This is a genomic window from Fuerstiella marisgermanici, from assembly GCF_001983935.1.
GTDB classification, from domain to species: Bacteria; Planctomycetota; Planctomycetia; order Planctomycetales; family Planctomycetaceae; genus Fuerstiella; species Fuerstiella marisgermanici.
In genome coordinates, this window is sequence record NZ_CP017641.1 from 7,443,219 (window position 1) to 7,460,055 (window position 16,837).

The 16,837-nt window shown below is 51.8% G+C and carries 15 protein-coding genes; all 15 read right to left on the reverse strand.

Annotation, left to right across the window (positions count from 1 at the left end; genetic code table 11):
* Window positions 1-220: 220 nt before the first annotated feature.
* On the reverse strand, window positions 221-1,759 hold the full coding sequence (locus Fuma_RS27955) for a tetratricopeptide repeat protein (RefSeq protein ID WP_077027015.1): 1,539 nt from the start codon (window positions 1,757-1,759) through the stop codon (window positions 221-223).
* Window positions 1,760-2,755, reverse strand: coding sequence for an exosortase/archaeosortase family protein (locus tag Fuma_RS27960; RefSeq protein WP_077027016.1), 996 nt, complete (start codon window positions 2,753-2,755; stop codon window positions 1,760-1,762). It abuts the gene before it with no gap.
* A gap of 76 nt (window positions 2,756-2,831) precedes the next feature.
* Window positions 2,832-3,503 carry a PEP-CTERM sorting domain-containing protein gene (locus tag Fuma_RS27965; protein WP_077027017.1) on the reverse strand — a complete coding sequence of 224 codons (672 nt, stop codon included), beginning with the start codon at window positions 3,501-3,503 and terminating at the stop codon, window positions 2,832-2,834.
* A gap of 330 nt (window positions 3,504-3,833) precedes the next feature.
* Window positions 3,834-5,078: a glycosyltransferase family 4 protein gene (locus Fuma_RS27970; protein WP_158521162.1), complete on the reverse strand. Its 1,245-nt coding sequence runs from the start codon at window positions 5,076-5,078 to the stop codon at window positions 3,834-3,836.
* Between the two features lie 283 nt (window positions 5,079-5,361).
* Window positions 5,362-6,591 (reverse strand): glycosyltransferase family 4 protein, encoded by a 1,230-nt coding sequence (locus tag Fuma_RS27975; protein ID WP_077027019.1) that lies wholly within the window; start codon window positions 6,589-6,591, stop codon window positions 5,362-5,364.
* A gap of 52 nt (window positions 6,592-6,643) precedes the next feature.
* The gene (locus Fuma_RS27980) at window positions 6,644-7,777 is read right to left on the reverse strand and encodes a glycosyltransferase family 4 protein (protein ID WP_077027020.1); all 1,134 of its coding nucleotides are present in this window, start codon (window positions 7,775-7,777) and stop codon (window positions 6,644-6,646) included.
* A gap of 45 nt (window positions 7,778-7,822) precedes the next feature.
* Entirely contained in the window at window positions 7,823-9,001 is a 1,179-nt protein-coding gene (locus tag Fuma_RS27985) for a glycosyltransferase (RefSeq protein WP_077027021.1), read from the reverse strand.
* A 12-nt stretch (window positions 9,002-9,013) separates the two neighbouring features.
* Window positions 9,014-9,874: an FkbM family methyltransferase gene (locus Fuma_RS27990; protein WP_077027022.1), complete on the reverse strand. Its 861-nt coding sequence runs from the start codon at window positions 9,872-9,874 to the stop codon at window positions 9,014-9,016.
* Between the two features lie 5 nt (window positions 9,875-9,879).
* Complete coding sequence (locus Fuma_RS36915; protein WP_077027023.1) at window positions 9,880-10,458, reverse strand: acyltransferase; 579 nt, start codon at window positions 10,456-10,458, stop codon at window positions 9,880-9,882.
* 14 nt (window positions 10,459-10,472) lie between these two features.
* The gene (locus Fuma_RS28000) at window positions 10,473-11,378 is read right to left on the reverse strand and encodes an FkbM family methyltransferase (protein WP_077027024.1); all 906 of its coding nucleotides are present in this window, start codon (window positions 11,376-11,378) and stop codon (window positions 10,473-10,475) included.
* 150 nt (window positions 11,379-11,528) lie between these two features.
* On the reverse strand, window positions 11,529-12,917 hold the full coding sequence (locus Fuma_RS28005) for a lipopolysaccharide biosynthesis protein (protein WP_077027025.1): 1,389 nt from the start codon (window positions 12,915-12,917) through the stop codon (window positions 11,529-11,531).
* A gap of 42 nt (window positions 12,918-12,959) precedes the next feature.
* Window positions 12,960-13,880 (reverse strand): sulfotransferase family protein, encoded by a 921-nt coding sequence (locus Fuma_RS28010; protein ID WP_077027026.1) that lies wholly within the window; start codon window positions 13,878-13,880, stop codon window positions 12,960-12,962.
* Window positions 13,881-13,900: 20 nt separating this feature from the next.
* The gene (locus tag Fuma_RS28015; RefSeq protein ID WP_077027027.1) at window positions 13,901-14,830 is read right to left on the reverse strand and encodes a glycosyltransferase family 2 protein; all 930 of its coding nucleotides are present in this window, start codon (window positions 14,828-14,830) and stop codon (window positions 13,901-13,903) included.
* Window positions 14,831-14,832: 2 nt separating this feature from the next.
* Window positions 14,833-16,308, reverse strand: coding sequence for an MATE family efflux transporter (locus Fuma_RS28020; protein ID WP_145944424.1), 1,476 nt, complete (start codon window positions 16,306-16,308; stop codon window positions 14,833-14,835).
* Window positions 16,305-16,625: an acyltransferase gene (locus tag Fuma_RS28025; RefSeq protein ID WP_158521163.1), complete on the reverse strand. Its 321-nt coding sequence runs from the start codon at window positions 16,623-16,625 to the stop codon at window positions 16,305-16,307. Before Fuma_RS28025 ends, Fuma_RS28020 begins: the two co-directional genes overlap by 4 nt.
* Between the last annotated feature and the right edge of the window lie 212 nt (window positions 16,626-16,837).

A 16,837-nucleotide genomic window follows, 5' to 3' on the forward strand; every position in this document is an offset into this window, starting at 1 on the left:
ACCGTCAGGCGATGCTGCGGCCAGGAAACAGGACTTCAATGGTCCCATCGACGTTTCCGACAGGCCTGCTGAACCCTACTTCGCGTCTGAAGACACGGCGAAATTCGTTGGTGTGCGGGCGTCGCTCGCGGATGTTTTTTCCATTGCAACCTGTAGGACCAGTACGACCGGAAGCGTTGAAAACCAAGTACGCAGCGCACTCTGCTTTCCCGAACCTCAACTACGGTCCTGAATCAACAACCTCTGCGGCCAGCAGCCGATGCTGTTCGGCGATTTCTTTATGCCCCAACTCGTCGTAAATTTTGGCCAAATGTTGATGTACCGGTCTTGGGTCTCGCCCCCCCTGCTTCAAGGTCGTTTCGAAGTCTGTCAGCGCGGCTTTCCAGTTCTCTTGCAGGAAATAGATTTTCCCCCTTGTGTCAAGGAAACTCGTATTCCCCGGGCGTTGTTCCAATGCAGCGTTCACCAACGCTAAGGCTCGTTCCAGGTCAGGTTGCCGTTCGTCATGCGCAATCATCCAGGCAAGATTGTTGAGCACGACTGCCATATCTTTTTTCATCGATAGAGCTTGCTCGAAATGGAAGGCTGCAGTGGAAGAGTCGCCTTCTAACCAGCAGAGATTTCCCATTGCAAGATGAGCCATCGCCGGCTCTTTTCCCTCTGCGATTACCCTCGCCAGAATCGTTCGAAGTTCTTCGTTTCCTTCCACTTCGGCGGTCGCGTAGGACATCAGTCTCTTCAAGGCGCCCTGATGTTCTGGATCGTGGCTCAATGCCAATCGGATGTGGGCCAATAACTCTGACACAGAAGCGTTCTGTTTCACCAGAAGGTCGTGAAGACTGACTTCCAATGTTGCCAGCAGCCAATTCCACGGGCCATCGGGACGTTGAGTTTTCCCGGCTTCCAGCACCTTTCTGGCTTCAACAAAATCGCCAAGCCTCAGCAGTGTTTGCGCATAGTCAACACGATTTTTGGCGTCTTTGGGGGACTTCTGAAGTTCTGTTGCTAAGTAAGCCGCCGCTCGCCTGTAGCTAGCTATCGCTTTTTCTGTTCGCCCAAAAGCAACTTGAATTTCTCCCAGATCGCACCAGAGCGCTGGAAACTGATCGACGGCTAGTTGAAAGTTCTTTTCCGCTTGCGCCAGGTCGCCTGTCGCCAAAAAATATCTTCCCCACGCCATACATGCCATGGGGGAGGTGCGGTCATTGGAGGCAACAAGGTGCCAGTGCAAGCGTGTCTTGTCAGCCTCAGGACTTTGCGTGTTAATTTCACTGGCAAGGAGGAACGCCAGACGCTTGTGGGCATCCGCATTGCCGCGAGATTCGTCTGGGGCCAATTCGCTGAACAGAACTGAGGCCTCACCTTTTCGCTCCGTTTTCTCATACAACAAGGCCATCGAGAATTTTGCGTCGCTGACATTCGAGTCGCCGCGCTGGATGACACGCCGTAATAATAGTTCGGCTTCCTCATCTCGTCCCTCGACCACGGCCCGTTTGGCGGCGTCAAGATAGTTTACTGAGATCCTGCTTTCCTCAATCTTGGCACGACCGACCAAATACAGAACGGCGATTCCCGTGACTATTGACGGGATGCCCAGGATCAGGTCCCTTGTTCGTGGTTTGTTCCACCCCGAAAGGAGGGCATTGATCGGCGCTGTGATCAATTTCCAATAGAAGGTCAGCGTCAGTAGCTTCGGGCGTTTTCGGAGTTTGCGCTGTTGCTCTTCAAAACGCCGCCTTATTTTCCTTAGTGACAGCATTCAATTCCCCCAGACACGAATGATGGCCAACGGGGCATAGACGAAAGCCATGAGTGCAAACGCAGCACCGTATGATGCCGACTCGCTAAGTCGAGGCTCGTTTAGTGTCCGGCTGAACTTATCCACCTTCGATTTTAGGCCGTTTGCGGGACTGTTGACCGACGTACTGGACTTCGTAGGAATTACAAACAGCAGCAGGTGATGCGCACTGAAAGTCAATCCAAGTGCGACTACGTAGGTCGCGATGCCAAGCACTTCATGAGCAGTCCCCTGATCGAGCTCCCAGCCCCAACGGGTAAAGCAGTACACGATTAAAAAGACCCGGAGCGTGTTGGCCACCAACACCCAAAAAATGGTTTGGGCCAGAACGACGATTGCTCGAAGGAAGCCATACCGAAAGATGACACATACGACTCCAACCACGCAGAGGCAGGAGAATAGGGAGTGGATCCCGCTGCAAGCTTCTTCAACCAGAAAGCTTTTCTGGGTACCCTGTATCGTGACCCCTGACGGCAGGTGTTTGATACTGCTTAAATCCAGCATCTGACTCGCGAATTCAGTGGCGTTCCTTTGCAACGCCATGATCAGTTGGCGGTCGTAATCAGATGGCAACGGCATGATGAGCAGCAGCAAGCTCACGGGGGCCCGTAGTTCAGATGCAAGCGGGCTTCCGCCAATGAACCAGACCAACGTCCAACCAGCCATCAGGGCGGCCACTGTCCCCAACCAATGACTATTTAGATATGTGGAGGCCGCGAAAATGCCTGTGGCCAGAACGGTATAGCTGAAAACACGAATCGAAATCCGGCCAAAAATTTCGCCTTCGTAATCTTTCAGTCGAAACCAAATGATCATTCCCACAGCAATCAACACCATCGGGAAAAACTGATAGTGCTCACGGGAATAAAGGCGTTTCGCTACCTCCGCGAGGAAAGCTGAGTGCAGCAGGATGACTGCTGCACTCAGCAATAGAGCTTTTGTGAGTGCGGACTTCATGAGAATTTCGGCAAAAAAAAACGTCGCGGTACGTGTACCGCGACGTTAGCTGATTTTTGACTGTTTGCAAAGTTGTTTAAGCAGCTTCAACCGCGTTCTGTCGTCGACGGAATGCAACAAAACCAATCAAGCTGGTTAAACCAAGCAGGACATAGGATGATGGTTCTGGAATGGCTTGCAGATTTCCCGGTGTGCTTGCGAAGGAGCCGATAATTCCGCCTGTCTGGGTGATAAGAATGTCAATACCGTCGATCGCCCCAATGGCAGCTGGCAGGAATTCGTCATCACGGAAATCTGTGTGAAGAGACGCAACCACCGGGCCACCGATAGACTTCGTGACAGTACTGGAAGACGCACCGCTAGTGAGCGTCACTGCGACATCAAACATCCCTGCGACACTTGGGCCGAAAAAGTTAGTCCGGAGAAAACCGTCTACGAGGCTAACTGGGGCCGAAATCCCCGCGTAACTAAGCAGAAGAGACTCTCCAACTCCGACTGTCGTCAGGCTGATTGTACCGCCACCAATCGTGACGCTTGAACCTGCACTTGTGGTAACTGTTCGCGTGCTTGTAATGTCTGCTGGCTGAGCTTCGACATACACGGTTTGTTCAACCGAAATGACTTGGACATCCGTGCCGCCGATCAGCGGGTTTGGACTTACGGCATCCAGAAAATCGTCAATCACCGGGTTCGCGAGAGCCGTTTGCGACAACACGCCGACGGCAAGGAAACAAACAAATTGTCGCATTAAAACGTCCTTTCAGGGAATGTTCGGAAGGGTTACACCTACTCAGAATACTGACAACTGAAGCTGAGTCAATAAAACCGTCGAACTTTTCCAAAAATCCCTAGACTACCAGAAAAGCACTGAGTCTCACTCCGAACTCCGTACACCGCTGTCTGAGTGACCAAGAGCTGTCCCGTAAGTAGGTGAGCGGCAAACTTCGAATTACGGGACAGGGCCTAGGGGGCGTGCTCTTTCAGTGGTGGGACGCAGCAGTCCTGCCCCGATCGCTTCATACTCGGTCAGTACCAAGACGCCTCACAGGCGAACTCCGCATTTTGTTGCAGCGAAGCCTTACGCCGCTTTTCTGGCTTGGCTGGGCGCCGCTTGTGCCTCAGAATTCAAGCTGGTCACAACGTTCAAAAAACGAGCGATGGCGTTTTGCTCAGAAAACTCGGACTGTCCCAGTTTTCGTGCTCGTTTGCCCATTTGGCGAAGTTCTGCAGTGCGACCGGCGGCGAACCGAATTGTTTCGGCAATTTCTTCGGCGTCGTTGTCAACTCGGAATCCGATCTGGTGCTTCACTGTCAGTTTAGATAACTCAGTCCAAGCCGGTGCGGTAGTCAGATACGGGCGTCCCGCTGCCAAGATTCCATATAATTTGCTTGGCATCAGGCACCGGCTGATTTCCGCTGTAAGTGGAAGGATGTGGAGGTCTGCCGCGCCTAGACTTGCCGAGAGCTCCGTTAGCGGCTGGTAGTCGAAGAAGCAGACGTTATCCAGTTGCCGATTGGATACCAGTTGTTCGATCGAGTGGCGATTGGCGCCATTTCCAACGAAAACAAACTGTATCTTGGAGTCGGCTTTTAGTACTTCAGCAGCGTAAACATACTGTTCCAATCGCTGCGTCAGGCCCATATTGCCCGAGTACATCACGACGAATTTGTCATCAAATCCGTTCCGGGTACGAAACGGGTTGTCCCCAGGGATGGGCCGAATCGAGTTTGTATCAGCCCAGTTGGGAATAACACTTATTCGATCACCGTCGATGCCACCCTCAGCGATCAGAGTCTTCATGTCTTCACTAAGAACTACGATCCGATCGCAGGACTTGTAGATTTTGAACAGTGTTTTTCTGAGTCGGCGAATCAGCCAGTTGTTGCGGACTTTGCCCAGCGCGACGGCGATGTCGGGGTAAATGTCCTGCAAATAGCCAACAAGCCTGCAATCTCGCTTTCTGGCAAATCGCGACGCCACCAGTGGGAGCAGGAAGGGGTCCGTTTCGAACACCACAATATCCGGACGCGGCAAAGACCAGATTCGTCGGTGGCACGCCAGCACAAAAGAAATGAAGTTCATGGCCTTCCCGACCATGCTGCGTTTGGGAAAGGTCAAATGCCCCACCCGATGGATGGTGACCCCGTGACGCACCTCCGTTTTGTTAAGCGGAGCATCGCTGGCTGGGATATTGGGCTGTCCCACAAGCACGTGCACATCCAACTCTGTTGACAGGCCCTCACAAAGGGATGTCAACAGTTGGCCAGTGGCTTCTGAGTCCGGCCAATAGGACCGGTTGATGAATAAGACCCGCGTGCGCATCAGAATCCTTTCCTTGCGGCGGCGACGTGGCGGCGTAGAGATGTCGCCAACGAAGTGTCGGCAGATCATGCAATGCCAGCAATATCAATTCGGCCAAAAACGAGGCAGGACTGGTCGTCAGCGGACGTTCGCAGGGCTGCCACAAATGGGCGAATTCGGGACGCTTGTGTTTGCGTCTCAGGCTGCGTCGGTCGTCGTCGACGACATTTGTCGCCTCCTCCTCTCTTCTTGCCCGAAACGCAACCACAAATGTCGCGGCTCACGCAGGTTTTCGGATAGGTTCTTAAAGCGGGGCGGCGGTGTCCGTTATCGGTGCACTGCGGACATCCGAACGTGCGTCCACAGGGACCTGATTATCAGCCCACTCGTCGGGAGAAGGAATAAAGCCAGGCGCAAGCTGGTGGTAGGCCCTGCAAATCTGGTCGATCACGGTACGTTCGTCGAATACCGTCTCGGCGAGGTGGCGACTGGCCTGCCCCATCGAAACTCGCAGTTCAGCGTCTTCAAGAAGCGCTTCCATAGCTGCGGTCAAACCAGCCGATTCCTGCGCAGGAACCAGAAATCCGTTGACCTCATGATCGACGACGTTGCGGCAGCCAGGGACATCTGTTGTGACGATCGGCCGACCAATGGCCATTGCCTCCAGCAGAGAACGAGGAGTTCCTTCGCGGTAGCTTGGCAAGACTACGAGGTCGGCATCCCGCAGGCACGGTGCCACATCATCCAGTCGGCCCACATGGTCAAACAGTCCCTTGTCACGCCATGACTGAACATCTTCGCTGGTGGCACTGGAACGATTTCCCGGGTCAATGTCTGCGCACAATGTCAGCCGAAACGGGATCTTTGACGATCGCAATTGCTCTGCCGCTGACATGAGTTCAAAAATGCCCTTCTCACGAATCAGCCGACCAACAAAAACAATGTGCGGCGGGTCGTTATTGGGCAGACTTGTATGCCGAAATCGATCGAGCGGGACTCCCGAACCATTCGTGACCGATGAGTTGCATCTAATGTATGGAGCGAATGACTCCAGCAGCTGCAGGTCATCTTCGTTCTGCAGTAAGACGTGCGTGTCTTTTCCCGTAAGAGACCAGCCGTACCATTTCATGGAAATCCATCCGGCCAGCTTTTTGTGAAGCTGTTTTTTCGGGGCCACCAGGATCAGTGGAAGCCCGGTCACCGAATTGACGATCGCCTTTACGCCGCACATTCGGGCAGCAACGGTGCCGTAAAGCAGTGCTTTCACCGTGAAATGATGAACGAGATCTGGGGAAACCTGCTTATAGATCTTGCGTATTGCATTGACCGACTGCAGTTCCTGAAAGGGATTCAGACTCTCACGTTGAATCTTCCAATCGTGGAACGGAATCCCAGCCTGCTCAATCTTTTTTTCGTACCCGTCAGCCGGAGCAATGGCATGGACCTCTATGCCAAAATCCAACAACCTGTACATCAGGTTCATCCGGAAGTTGGTCAGGTTCCATGCCTTGTTGGCGACGATGCAGAATTTCATTTCCAACTGTTTCAGTGAGTTGCCATTGGCGTCAGGCTGCTGGCGATCGCGGTCAGCGTTGCAAAGACTTATATAGGTTCTGTAACTGTTTGACGTACCGTGCCGGTGTGAATCTTGATTGTGCGTCCAATTGCGCTGCTGCTGCTAATTGTTTTCGCTGAGAAGGGTTCTGACATAGAGTCGCGATCGAATCTGCCAGTTGTCTGGAATTTTCTGGTTCGACCAAAATTCCGGTTCGTCCGGATTCTATGACTTCGGGGATTCCACCGCTGTTGGTTGAAATTACCGCCAGTTTGGCACTCATTGCTTCCACAATCGCAATTCCGAATCCTTCGTTAACCGACGGCAAAACAAACAGGTCGGAAGCCCTGAGAATTTCTGCGGTGTCGCTGCGACTGCCCAGGAATCTTACGCCTGGCAGTTCAGAAGATAACCCTCGGAGTTCATTTTCGAGCGGTCCACTGCCAACTATCCACAATTCTGAATCCTGTGGGATACTCTGCGCGGCAATCAGTTGTCCCCAGGCTTCCAGTAAAAAACGGTGCCCTTTTTCCCAACGTAGAGTGCCAACGCAGGTTGCAACCAACGCTGTATTTGAGGTCTGCATGGACTGTCGAAAAGCCTCGCGGGTGCCCTGCCCTTTCTGAAAGTGACTTCTTCCAACGCAGTTGTGAATGACCGTGACATTTTCAGCTGGGATATTCAGATGTCTGGCGGCCGATTCTGCCACGCAGTGAGAACACGCGACCACGGCATTGGCGCGGCTGTTGATTCGCCGATCAATCAGTCGGTGATACCACTTCTTCCACGTGTAAACGCCATGTTCTTCAATGACAACAACGGGTACCTTTGCCAGCCGGGCAGCGAGGTTGGTATGCAGGTTAGTGAGGAACTGGCTGGACTGCACAATGGTTGGACGGTGCTGCCGAAAATAGGTCGCCAGTTTTCGAACGCCTGCGAAGTCAAGTAGCCCTCCGCGGTTCCCCAGGACATCCAGCGGAATGCCCATCGCCTCGACCTGGTCTGCGAGGACCCCGCGTTTTCGAAGCACGCAGACGCGGATGGAAAGCGATTCGTCTTTTAATAGCTCTTCAAGTATGGAAAGCCGCAGGACTTCCGCCCCGCCCATACCCAACGATCCGTGTACGAATATCAAGGACCGCTTATCGCCCGCTGGTTCAGTCATTGGTTTCCCTGTGAACCCCGTCGTCTCGTTTTGCTGACCAGGACGTTATGAGTGGAGCTGTTCGTATACGCGAGCATATGCTGCAACGCCGTACTCCAGTGAGAAGCGTTTCTTTGCCAGTTCGCAGCAACGGCTCGACAGCGACTCGTCCTCTAGCAGAGTCAGCATGTTTGCGACAGCGGTTGAGTATCCCTTGTCGCTTAGTGGAGCAACATCAACTCCCGTGCGATTTTCAAGCAGAATTTCGCTCATGTCGCCAATGTCTTTGCAGTTACCGATCGCAGGCAGACCGCACGAAAAATACTCGGCAAGTTTCGTGGGGCTAGATGCTGTTTTTGCAAAGCTTGGTTCAATCATGCATAGACCAACGTCTGCCTGAGCCAAAAAACCGGGCACTTCTTCTGGGCTGCAGGCAGTCACCTGAATGCCATCCGGATCGCAACCTGCCGCCCTGGCGAAAGCATCCACCTTGCTTCGTTCCGTGCGAGTCAAGAGTTGTAGTTTGACGTCAGGAACCAACTTTTGTGCTGCGGCATAAACGCCGAAGACAGCTGAGGGAAGATAGCCTGGGCCAAGTGACCCGACCGAAATCATTCTCTTGAGCCCATTTTTGGGGCGGCCATCCCAGGCAAATAAGTCGGTATCCGTACAGCACGGAATCACTTCGATCGGAGTTTGAATTCCTCGGTTTTGAAGATGCTGCTTTCCTGCATCAGTCAGCGAGACCAGTGCATCGGCCGTATGAAAAATGCGGTCTTCCATTCGCTGAGCCTGTCGCTGCATCCATCTCCAGCGAATCGTTCCCTTGGCGAACTTTTCTTCCGCCCAAAAGCCTCGCATGTCATACAGGAATTTTGCGCCCGTTTTCCGGGCGACCCGCAAAGCGATATTGCCGGGGATAAAGCTTCTTGCATGAATGATGTTCAGGTCGTGCTGACGCACCAGGGCGATCGCCTGCCGGTAGCCGGCATAAATTTCCCGCCACAGATTGATGGAACGTTTGCCCGAAAATGATGGCAACGGCGACCAGCAAATATCCCGTTCCGCCAACTGCTCCCGAATCTGCTGTTCCTCTCCAACAGCGAAAGAACTGCGTTCAAGTGTCAGCAGATGGCAGGCGCCAATCCACTTCCGAAGGCCCTTAAGATAGCGAATCACCTGGGAGACGATTAACGGATCCCGGATCCCGGAAGACGCAATGTAAAGGATGCGAGGAGTTGTCACGCTAAATTAGGCCTACTGAAACCGGCTGAGGTCCTTGGCAAATAGCAGATTGCGTTCTACTCCCTTTTTATCTGACAAGTCATAAGGAATCACGCCGTCACTGCAGAGGTCGCCTACCTGGTAGCCCATGTTCAGAAGCCCATTGAGTTCCGCCATCAACTCTGGTCGTGCGTCAAGCACTTCGATAAACAGGGTGGGCATATGTGTTTGAAGGGTTGTTCGCATTCCCCGCAGTGCCAATTCCTCAATGCCTTCAACATCAAGTTTGATTAAGTCCACACGAGATAGATTCACCTCACTCAAGAAATCATCAATTCGCACACAACGAACCTTAATTTCGGTTTGTTTGCAGTCCAGAAAATCCCCCCTAAGACTTGCGCTTGCAGGCTGGTCTCCACCCGGGTCGTGCAGTATCGCTGTTCCATTTTCGTCAGACACGGCCAGTTCAAAAACTTCAATGTTGGATGACGGATTAAGTCGCGCATTATGGCGGGTTAATTCTGCAACTCTTGGAACGGGCTCGAAAGCAAGCACCCTGCTGGTCCGATTCGTTGCCGCAGCTCCGAGGGAATACAAACCTGTGTTGGCACCGATATCAAGGACAACTTCCGCAGTCTTTGAAGCCTCTAACCATGGCAGAAAAGTCTCAGGCTCGTGGCCACGCTTGCCATACCAGTACATTCGATTTTCGATCGCGTGACCGTGAGACTGCATTTTAAAGCTGGCGCCGCTTCCCACAGAAACGTCGACAACACCGCGAAATTGAAGATGCTTTGAAATTTTTGCTGGTATTGGGATGCCTAAGCGTCGTATGGGGCCAATCGCTTTTAACAAAAATTGACGAAGAAGGCGATCTGCTGAATTTCGAGCCATTTTCTTTATCGTTTCGTTTTTCTAAGAAGAGCCCTGGCGGGAACCCCCGCAACCGTGGAGCCCACCTCTACATTCTTTGTGACAACCGAATTTGCACCGACAATGCTGTTCTGGCCAATAGTTCGCCCAGCCAAGACGGTGGCTTTTGCCCCGATCCAAACGTTGCTCTCAATAGTGATCTGCTTCGACACCATGGGTTGCAACCGAAAAGGCATTTCGCCCAGCGCACTTCCGTGGTTTTGATCTCTGATTGTCACATACTCTGCGATCAAGCAGTCACGTCCTATGCTGATAGAGTCATTTGCGCAAATCACAGTGCCCCATCCAATGAAACACTCGTCACCGACGTTCAATGTCCCCGAACGGGCTATGAGGAGGCAATTGTCCTTGATGTTGACGTTAGCACCGATGTTGATAGCACCACCATCTGTGGCAATGACCTGTACATTTACCCCAACAGTTACCCCTCGGCCAAAGCGGCAATTGGGATATCGAATGCGTATGCGCCAAATCCGAAATCTGCTTGCAAGAAAATTCGAAACTCTACAGCAGGCCCGGGCAGGTCTTGAAATCATCTCTAACATGCTAAGACGTACAATTATGGCAGAAATGCAGTTACGTCAGACATACGCTCCAGAGGCACTGACAATAAGTTACCTCGACTGCACCTGTCAAATTTGCGAAGAATGGGCGACTGACGATTCCAGCGGTGTTTCGACGAGATTCGAAATGTCTCATACCGATCAGGGAAATAGGGCTGCCAGACGTCGCATGGCAGAAGTGTCGTGTCCTGAACATTACATTCCCACTGTACGATTGGGCGATAACGCTTGAGGGATTCGGAGAGTCCCCGGAATACATTAAACTCGTGTCCTTCTACGTCGACTTTAATGAGGTCAATTCGTTCCAAGTTCAGATCCAGCACGACACCGTCGCCTGTATGAACAGGAAGATTAATGGAGTCACCGGGGCTACTCGCATATCGACCTGCGCCGTGATTGCCGTGACCGCCAGGGCAAAATTGCATCGAGCAGGTTTGGTCGGAGAGGCCGAACGCGTACACGCAAACGTTCGCTAGATTGTTGGCTTCGATGTTCCTGTTCAATGCCATTCTTACCGGCTCGAATGGCTCAAAACAGTGCACCTCCTGGCAGTATTCGTACATCGCAAGCGTGTGAGTTCCAGTGTTAGCACCAACGTCTAACGCGACAGCCGGTTTTCTTGTTTTTGCCAAGTTTCTTAAAAGACTCGTGCCAAGCGGGTCATATGTTCCAAAAAAGTAAACATGCCAATCTACATGGGAGCTTGTGTGGCCGAAATAGGTTTTGTTGAAGAGTTGCAGTTCATAGGCGAAGCCGGGAATCTGCACTTCGTCTCCTGCGGCCAGACGCACAACGAACGACCGGAGCTTCCTTGGTAGCCACAGGGATGTCCCCAAAAATCGCAAGAGCTGATCGCGCCGGGTAGATCCGATTTCAGCCTTTTCGATACGTTGAATTGACATCAATTTGGGCGATGCTTTTGATTACGACACGCAATAAACACAGGCGTTCATGCTATTAGAAATTGCGATGACTCCTCGTCTCAGCAATGACGAGGTGGACTGGGGGGGGGCGATGGCTACTCACCTTTGCCTTCTCCAGGGAATCCACGGTTAATTCTCGACTCGCCATGCTTTGGTGATTCGTCCCCTCATCATTGCCGTAAACACAGCCGCAACAGATGCCAATATGCCAAAGCCAAGCTGGTGTGCTGCCAAGCTTGATTCAAACAAGAGCAGGCACGGAATGATCATGCTCATTCCCATCGATGCTACCAGGATTCCCCATGCTGACTTATCTTTAATGCCCAGGTACCAGCATTGACAGACTGTTCGGCACCAGATACCCAGGACGAACCCAATGCCGCGCCAATACGGATCCGACGTGTTCAGGAATACCAGCAGTACTGGCAAACATGCGGCCAAGCAGCATCGCAGGATCTCAACGTTTTGGTCCAGTGACCACAATGCTTTGACAAGAATGGTGTTCATTACTTCACCACCGATCGCCGCAAGTAAGATCACCAGCCACAGTCGTGACCCATCAAACGCATCTGTGAAAATAAATGGAATCACTGGCGTAAAGAAGAGCAGTCCACATATCGCTATGTAGGCGAGGGCAGCGATCCATGCGATTGGAATGACGATAGTTGTAACAACGCGACGAATGCCATGATAGCCTTCAGTTTCGCGCACTCTGCCAAGGGCCGGAAAAACAGTTGGTGCAACCCAGCTCAACGGTTGCTGGAGGAGGCCCGACAAGCGGAACGCCAGCCCAACGTGGCCTAGCATGCTTGGCGTGGCGCCTGCTGAAGCCATCGCAAGAATAAAGAAGGCTGGGCTTAAAGCGTAGTTTGCCCCAACGGCCAAAGTGTTCGGAGTTGCGATGGACGCACAATCTGTCAATCGAAAATCGCGCAGATCGAGTGTCAGCTTGTCGGAGGCAAGTCGGCAGTAAGCCCAAATGGCAGGTGCCATCAATGCGACAAGATGGGCCGCACATAGTTGTGCGTATGACACCTCTGGGCAACGCACCGCGAGAACAATACAGAAAATCGAAAAAATTGCTCGGTCCGCAAAGCTTGCGATTGCGTAGTCTCTAAATGCTTCAGCACATTGCAGTCCTGTGCGAATGCAAATGTTCAACACTGTCGCAACCGCAATAACGGTGATCCAGATATAGGAAAGTGGCTCCGATTCTTCCGCACATAGCATGACGATTAGGGGGACGAGAAGTACCGTTGCGATGACTGATAGCAAGGTCGTTGCGAAAAACACACGACCAATTTTATGATCGCGAATGTGTGATCGGGTTCCCTGCTGAATCAGATAGACGTTGAAGCCGCCACCACCCAGATTTGCAGCGCTGGTGCAAAACGCGAGGATGGCAACCCAAGCGCCATAGCGGCTGGCACCAAGGCAGGACGTTAGCGTCCACAACGCAACGGCAGAGCACAGCTGTCTGGATATTGCTGCTAACGCGAGTAGGGAACTGTTATTCAAGTCACCTTGCTATAGCTGACTGCACTGTGATTGCGTGAGTTATCAGAAGTCAGTCTGTACGGTCGATCGATGAATCCATGGCACCTTGTAAGCTCTAAGCAGTTGGGTAATCTGGGCTCGGTCTTCACGGTACCTTTGGCGAATCATAGCGGAGAACTGATCACTGGTTTCCGGTATGTTTACGTCTTTGGTGTTCAGTTTTCTGAGTTTTGATCCCAGATTCAATCTTCGAACTCCCAAAATTCGCCGGATGATTTTTGCAGCCACAGCAACGATGGCGGGCGGCTTTCCCGTGATCTTTCCCAGAAGCTGACTTCTGTGAGCGTGAGCGCCATGGATTTTCGGAAAGTCCATTCTTCCGTCGTCTTTGATCTGCAAGAACTCCATCAATTCGGTGTAGAAGCGCCTCGGACGCTTGGCCCATTCGTCCAGCCAGCGAACGCAGATTTGTTCTGGCGGAAATGTGTCTAAAACACGTTTCACTTGAGGGACAAACTCAGCAAGCGCGGGATAGTTCAGCATTTTTACATCGGTGCAAAGGGGAGGGATGTTGTTTCCCTTTAGGCGCTCAGGGGTTAAGGACCACGCCTCTTCGATGGAAGTGACATCCTCGTACCCGGTGTATAGTGCTTGGTTGTGATAGGATCGAAGGTAGGCAAGCTGTTCCCGCAGCAGAATGAGGATGCGCGCGTCGGGGTTGTATTTGAAAATATTGCCTATGGCATCGTTCGAGTACAAGTGCATCACAGAGCCATCTCCAATCGTCGATTCGGTTGTTACGTGATGGAACAGCGATTCGTACTTTTCAGGTGAGTCGGCAATCTTTGTGCCATTGATGTCTGTGGCAAAAAAATGAGGTTCTTTCGATGAAGGAAACGCAATGTCAGGATGGCTGCCTAGATATTCCACCCAGGCTGTCGTTCCACATTTGGGGCCACCGATTATAAAGAAGTTTGTTGTCATAAGTTCATTTGTGTAAGCTGTTAGCGTCCCAGTAACCGTGTTCTCATGGCGGATGGTAAAATGCTGACCGCCAGGCCGCCCACAACTCGATAGTCTGTGACGTAAAGTGGATAGGTCTTTATGGCCTTCCAAAGTGCGGAACGCGCGGCTGGGGCATCACCTAGTTTCTTCAGGAGTTGAAGCCCCTTGGTTCTGTGCAGGCTGCCCAGTCGCTTTGGGGCGAGTTTTCGAAGATCGTGTGACAGGTCAGGGCGGGAAAAAAAAGCTTCCCAGTAGCGAAGATTGTCTTGGTACATCATACGGACGTCTTTGCCCGTGTTGTAGCTATGGTCACGCATAACTGCGACCACTTCATCGACGTAATCGAATTCGAAGTGCATTGCCAACTTCAAGTAGATAGCCTCACCTTCAGCGCGGTAAGACTCATCAAGTTTCACTTTGTCAAAACAGGCCTTCCGGAACATAGGGCTGGCGGGGTAGACAAAATTTCCGTAACGGATCAGTTGTCGCAATACGTGCCCTCTGTGTAGCGGAAGGTTCACGTCTCTTGTTTCGCCAGTGTCTTCAAAAAACCTTGCGCCGCGGCCGTAAACCACGCCTACAGAATCGGGCAGCTGTAGGAAACGTTCGACCTGAATTTGTGTCTTACGCGGCAAGTGCCAATCGTCGGACGGTAAGTACGCAATGAACTCCCCCTTGGCCATGCTTATCGCCTGATTAAACACAGCACTTTGGCCACGATTTTCTTGGTTCAAGACTACGGTTACGCGTGGGGCATCTTTGAATTGTGCCAACACTTTCGCAGAGTCATCTATAGATCCGTCGTCGATGACGATTAGTTCTGTGTTCGGATAGGTCTGAGAAAGAACGCTTTCCACTGCTTTCTCGATATATCCAGCATGGTTAAACGATGGTATGAAATGGGTTACAAGGGGTAACGCTTTAGGCATGCTTAAGTCTTGGGTTTAGTCCCGGCAAATTTTCTGCGAATGAACTGAAGTAGTTGTATGGCTTCAGGTTCACGCATGGATTGCAGTGTCCAGAATCCAAGAACACAGAAAAGAGTGGCTAGTCGAGCAATGATAGTTGGGAACTGGGTCGTTAGGAAAGCAGCGACGAGGCTGCATAGAATACCGCGTATAATAATGCGGCTGGCACGACTGCTTGGCCAATAGCCGAATAGACGCCGGGCAAAACCAAGTTGTAGTAACACGTAGAGTGTGTGTGAGCCTGCGTATGCGTAGCAAATGCCGCTCAAGCCATGCTCAATTAATGTAAACTGGGAGAGTAGTAAGTAGGTGGCCGCCCGGCACAGGTAGGGGAATAGGTACGCTTTTAGGCGGTTGTTGGCGAGCATCGAAAGGCCAATGGTCTCACTTATTATTCGCAGAAGGTCGGCTGGTAGTAACCAAACAAGAAGCTCGCCGGATTGCGAGAAGTCTCGAGAGAACATGGCTGAGATTGCCAGTTCTCCCGTTGTTACTAATAGGATGACGACCGGGGGCACGAGCAGCATGTACAGTCTAAGCGCCTTGTCGAGCTGTATGTTTAAGTCCACATTTGACTTCGACGAAGCCAGAACAGGCAAAAGGTACGACGACGCAGATTCATACAGTATGCGAAGATAGACTGAAGATACCAGCCATGCAGCCGCGAATACGCCGTTTGCAGTCGTGCCGTACGCGGCGATGATCCATCGAGAAACGAGTATTGACGTTAGGATACTCGTAGGCATGATAATCATTGAGACGGCACTAAAGGATAGATTCTCGCCGATAATCGATATGCTGAAGTTTGCCATCCTGGGGATGACATGTCTAGCTCCGTGACTCCTGCACGCGATCGTGACATTCAAAATTGCCCTCGTTGCGTGATACACAACTAGGGCGATAGCCGCCCCGGACACACCATGCGAATATGTCAGTATGCCGAATGTGACGACACTCAGTGCGTCAGCTGTGACTTGTGAAACAACGATTCCCTGAACGTTCTTGTACGCGCTCAAGATTCCCTTGTACATTCGAGCCGTAACTGCGAGCGGAACTGCCAACAGGACAATTAAGACTAAGCCGGTATGGTCATCATTTGGAAATAGCAACAACGAAATGCTCTCTGCGCAGAACATTGCGACCAATGAGCCAGTCAGGCATATTACAGAAATGATGCATAGAAGTGTCGATATTTGTTCTCGTACTCGCTTTGGGTCATTATTTGCGTTTGCTTCAGCAACGTGCCGCACTAGGCCGTTGTAGAAACCTAGGCCAAACAGGAAATGGAGTAGGTTCCAAAGGTACTTCAGTTGGCTTAGGACTCCCATTCCAGCTGGACCAAGCACGACCGCGCCTATTTTCCCTTTGGCAATCTGAGAAACGATTGCAACGGCAGAGGAGATCGAAAGCTTTGCAACAGCTTTTGCGTGTGCGCTCAATTTCGGTCCCGTAACTTACGCGCCGGGCTTCCGCCAAAAATTGTGAATGGCGGCACGTCCTGGATTACAACGCTGTTCGCGGCGATAATAGCGCCGTTTCCGGTTGTAACTCCCTTTAGGATAAATACTACTGCTCCAAGCCAAACATCATCGCCGATCTTCGCGGCACTAGTCCGGTAACCTTGGTCTCTGATAGGTCTCTCGCGACTTTCAAATTTGTGGTCAACATCCAGGATATAAACACCTGGCGCAAGCATGCAGTCGGCGCCTATTGTTACCTGCTGCATTGCGGTAATAATGGTGTTTTGGTTAACCACGGTGCGGTCTCCAATTGACAAGCTTCCGGTTCCTCGAAGTATGCAACCCTGTCTCAGGGTAACGTGCCTACCCAGTGTAAGGTCCCCATATACTTCAATTTGCACGTTTGGAGCGATAGCAGCTCTCTGACCCAATTCGTCAAATTGCCATGAGCGCAACATGGCACGGAGGCGCCATCCGTAGCCTTTTATCGAGCGGTGGAGTTTGTAGA

Bases quoted from the DNA above. Each gene is read 5' to 3' on its own strand.
- Fuma_RS27960 (WP_077027016.1), bottom strand. From the start codon at position 2,755: ATGAAGTCCGCACTCACAAAAGCTCTATTGCTGAGTGCAGCAGTCATC.
- Fuma_RS36915 (WP_077027023.1), bottom strand. From the start codon at position 10,458: ATGTTAGAGATGATTTCAAGACCTGCCCGGGCCTGCTGTAGAGTTTCG.
- Fuma_RS27980 (WP_077027020.1), bottom strand. From the start codon at position 7,777: ATGACTGAACCAGCGGGCGATAAGCGGTCCTTGATATTCGTACACGGA.
- Fuma_RS27970 (WP_158521162.1), bottom strand. From the start codon at position 5,078: ATGCGCACGCGGGTCTTATTCATCAACCGGTCCTATTGGCCGGACTCA.
- Fuma_RS27975 (WP_077027019.1), bottom strand. From the start codon at position 6,591: ATGAAATTCTGCATCGTCGCCAACAAGGCATGGAACCTGACCAACTTC.
- Fuma_RS27965 (WP_077027017.1), bottom strand. From the start codon at position 3,503: ATGCGACAATTTGTTTGTTTCCTTGCCGTCGGCGTGTTGTCGCAAACG.
- Fuma_RS27955 (WP_077027015.1), bottom strand. From the start codon at position 1,759: ATGCTGTCACTAAGGAAAATAAGGCGGCGTTTTGAAGAGCAACAGCGC.
- Fuma_RS28015 (WP_077027027.1), bottom strand. From the start codon at position 14,830: ATGCCTAAAGCGTTACCCCTTGTAACCCATTTCATACCATCGTTTAAC.
- Fuma_RS28010 (WP_077027026.1), bottom strand. From the start codon at position 13,880: ATGACAACAAACTTCTTTATAATCGGTGGCCCCAAATGTGGAACGACA.
- Fuma_RS28000 (WP_077027024.1), bottom strand. From the start codon at position 11,378: ATGTCAATTCAACGTATCGAAAAGGCTGAAATCGGATCTACCCGGCGC.
- Fuma_RS27990 (WP_077027022.1), bottom strand. From the start codon at position 9,874: ATGGCTCGAAATTCAGCAGATCGCCTTCTTCGTCAATTTTTGTTAAAA.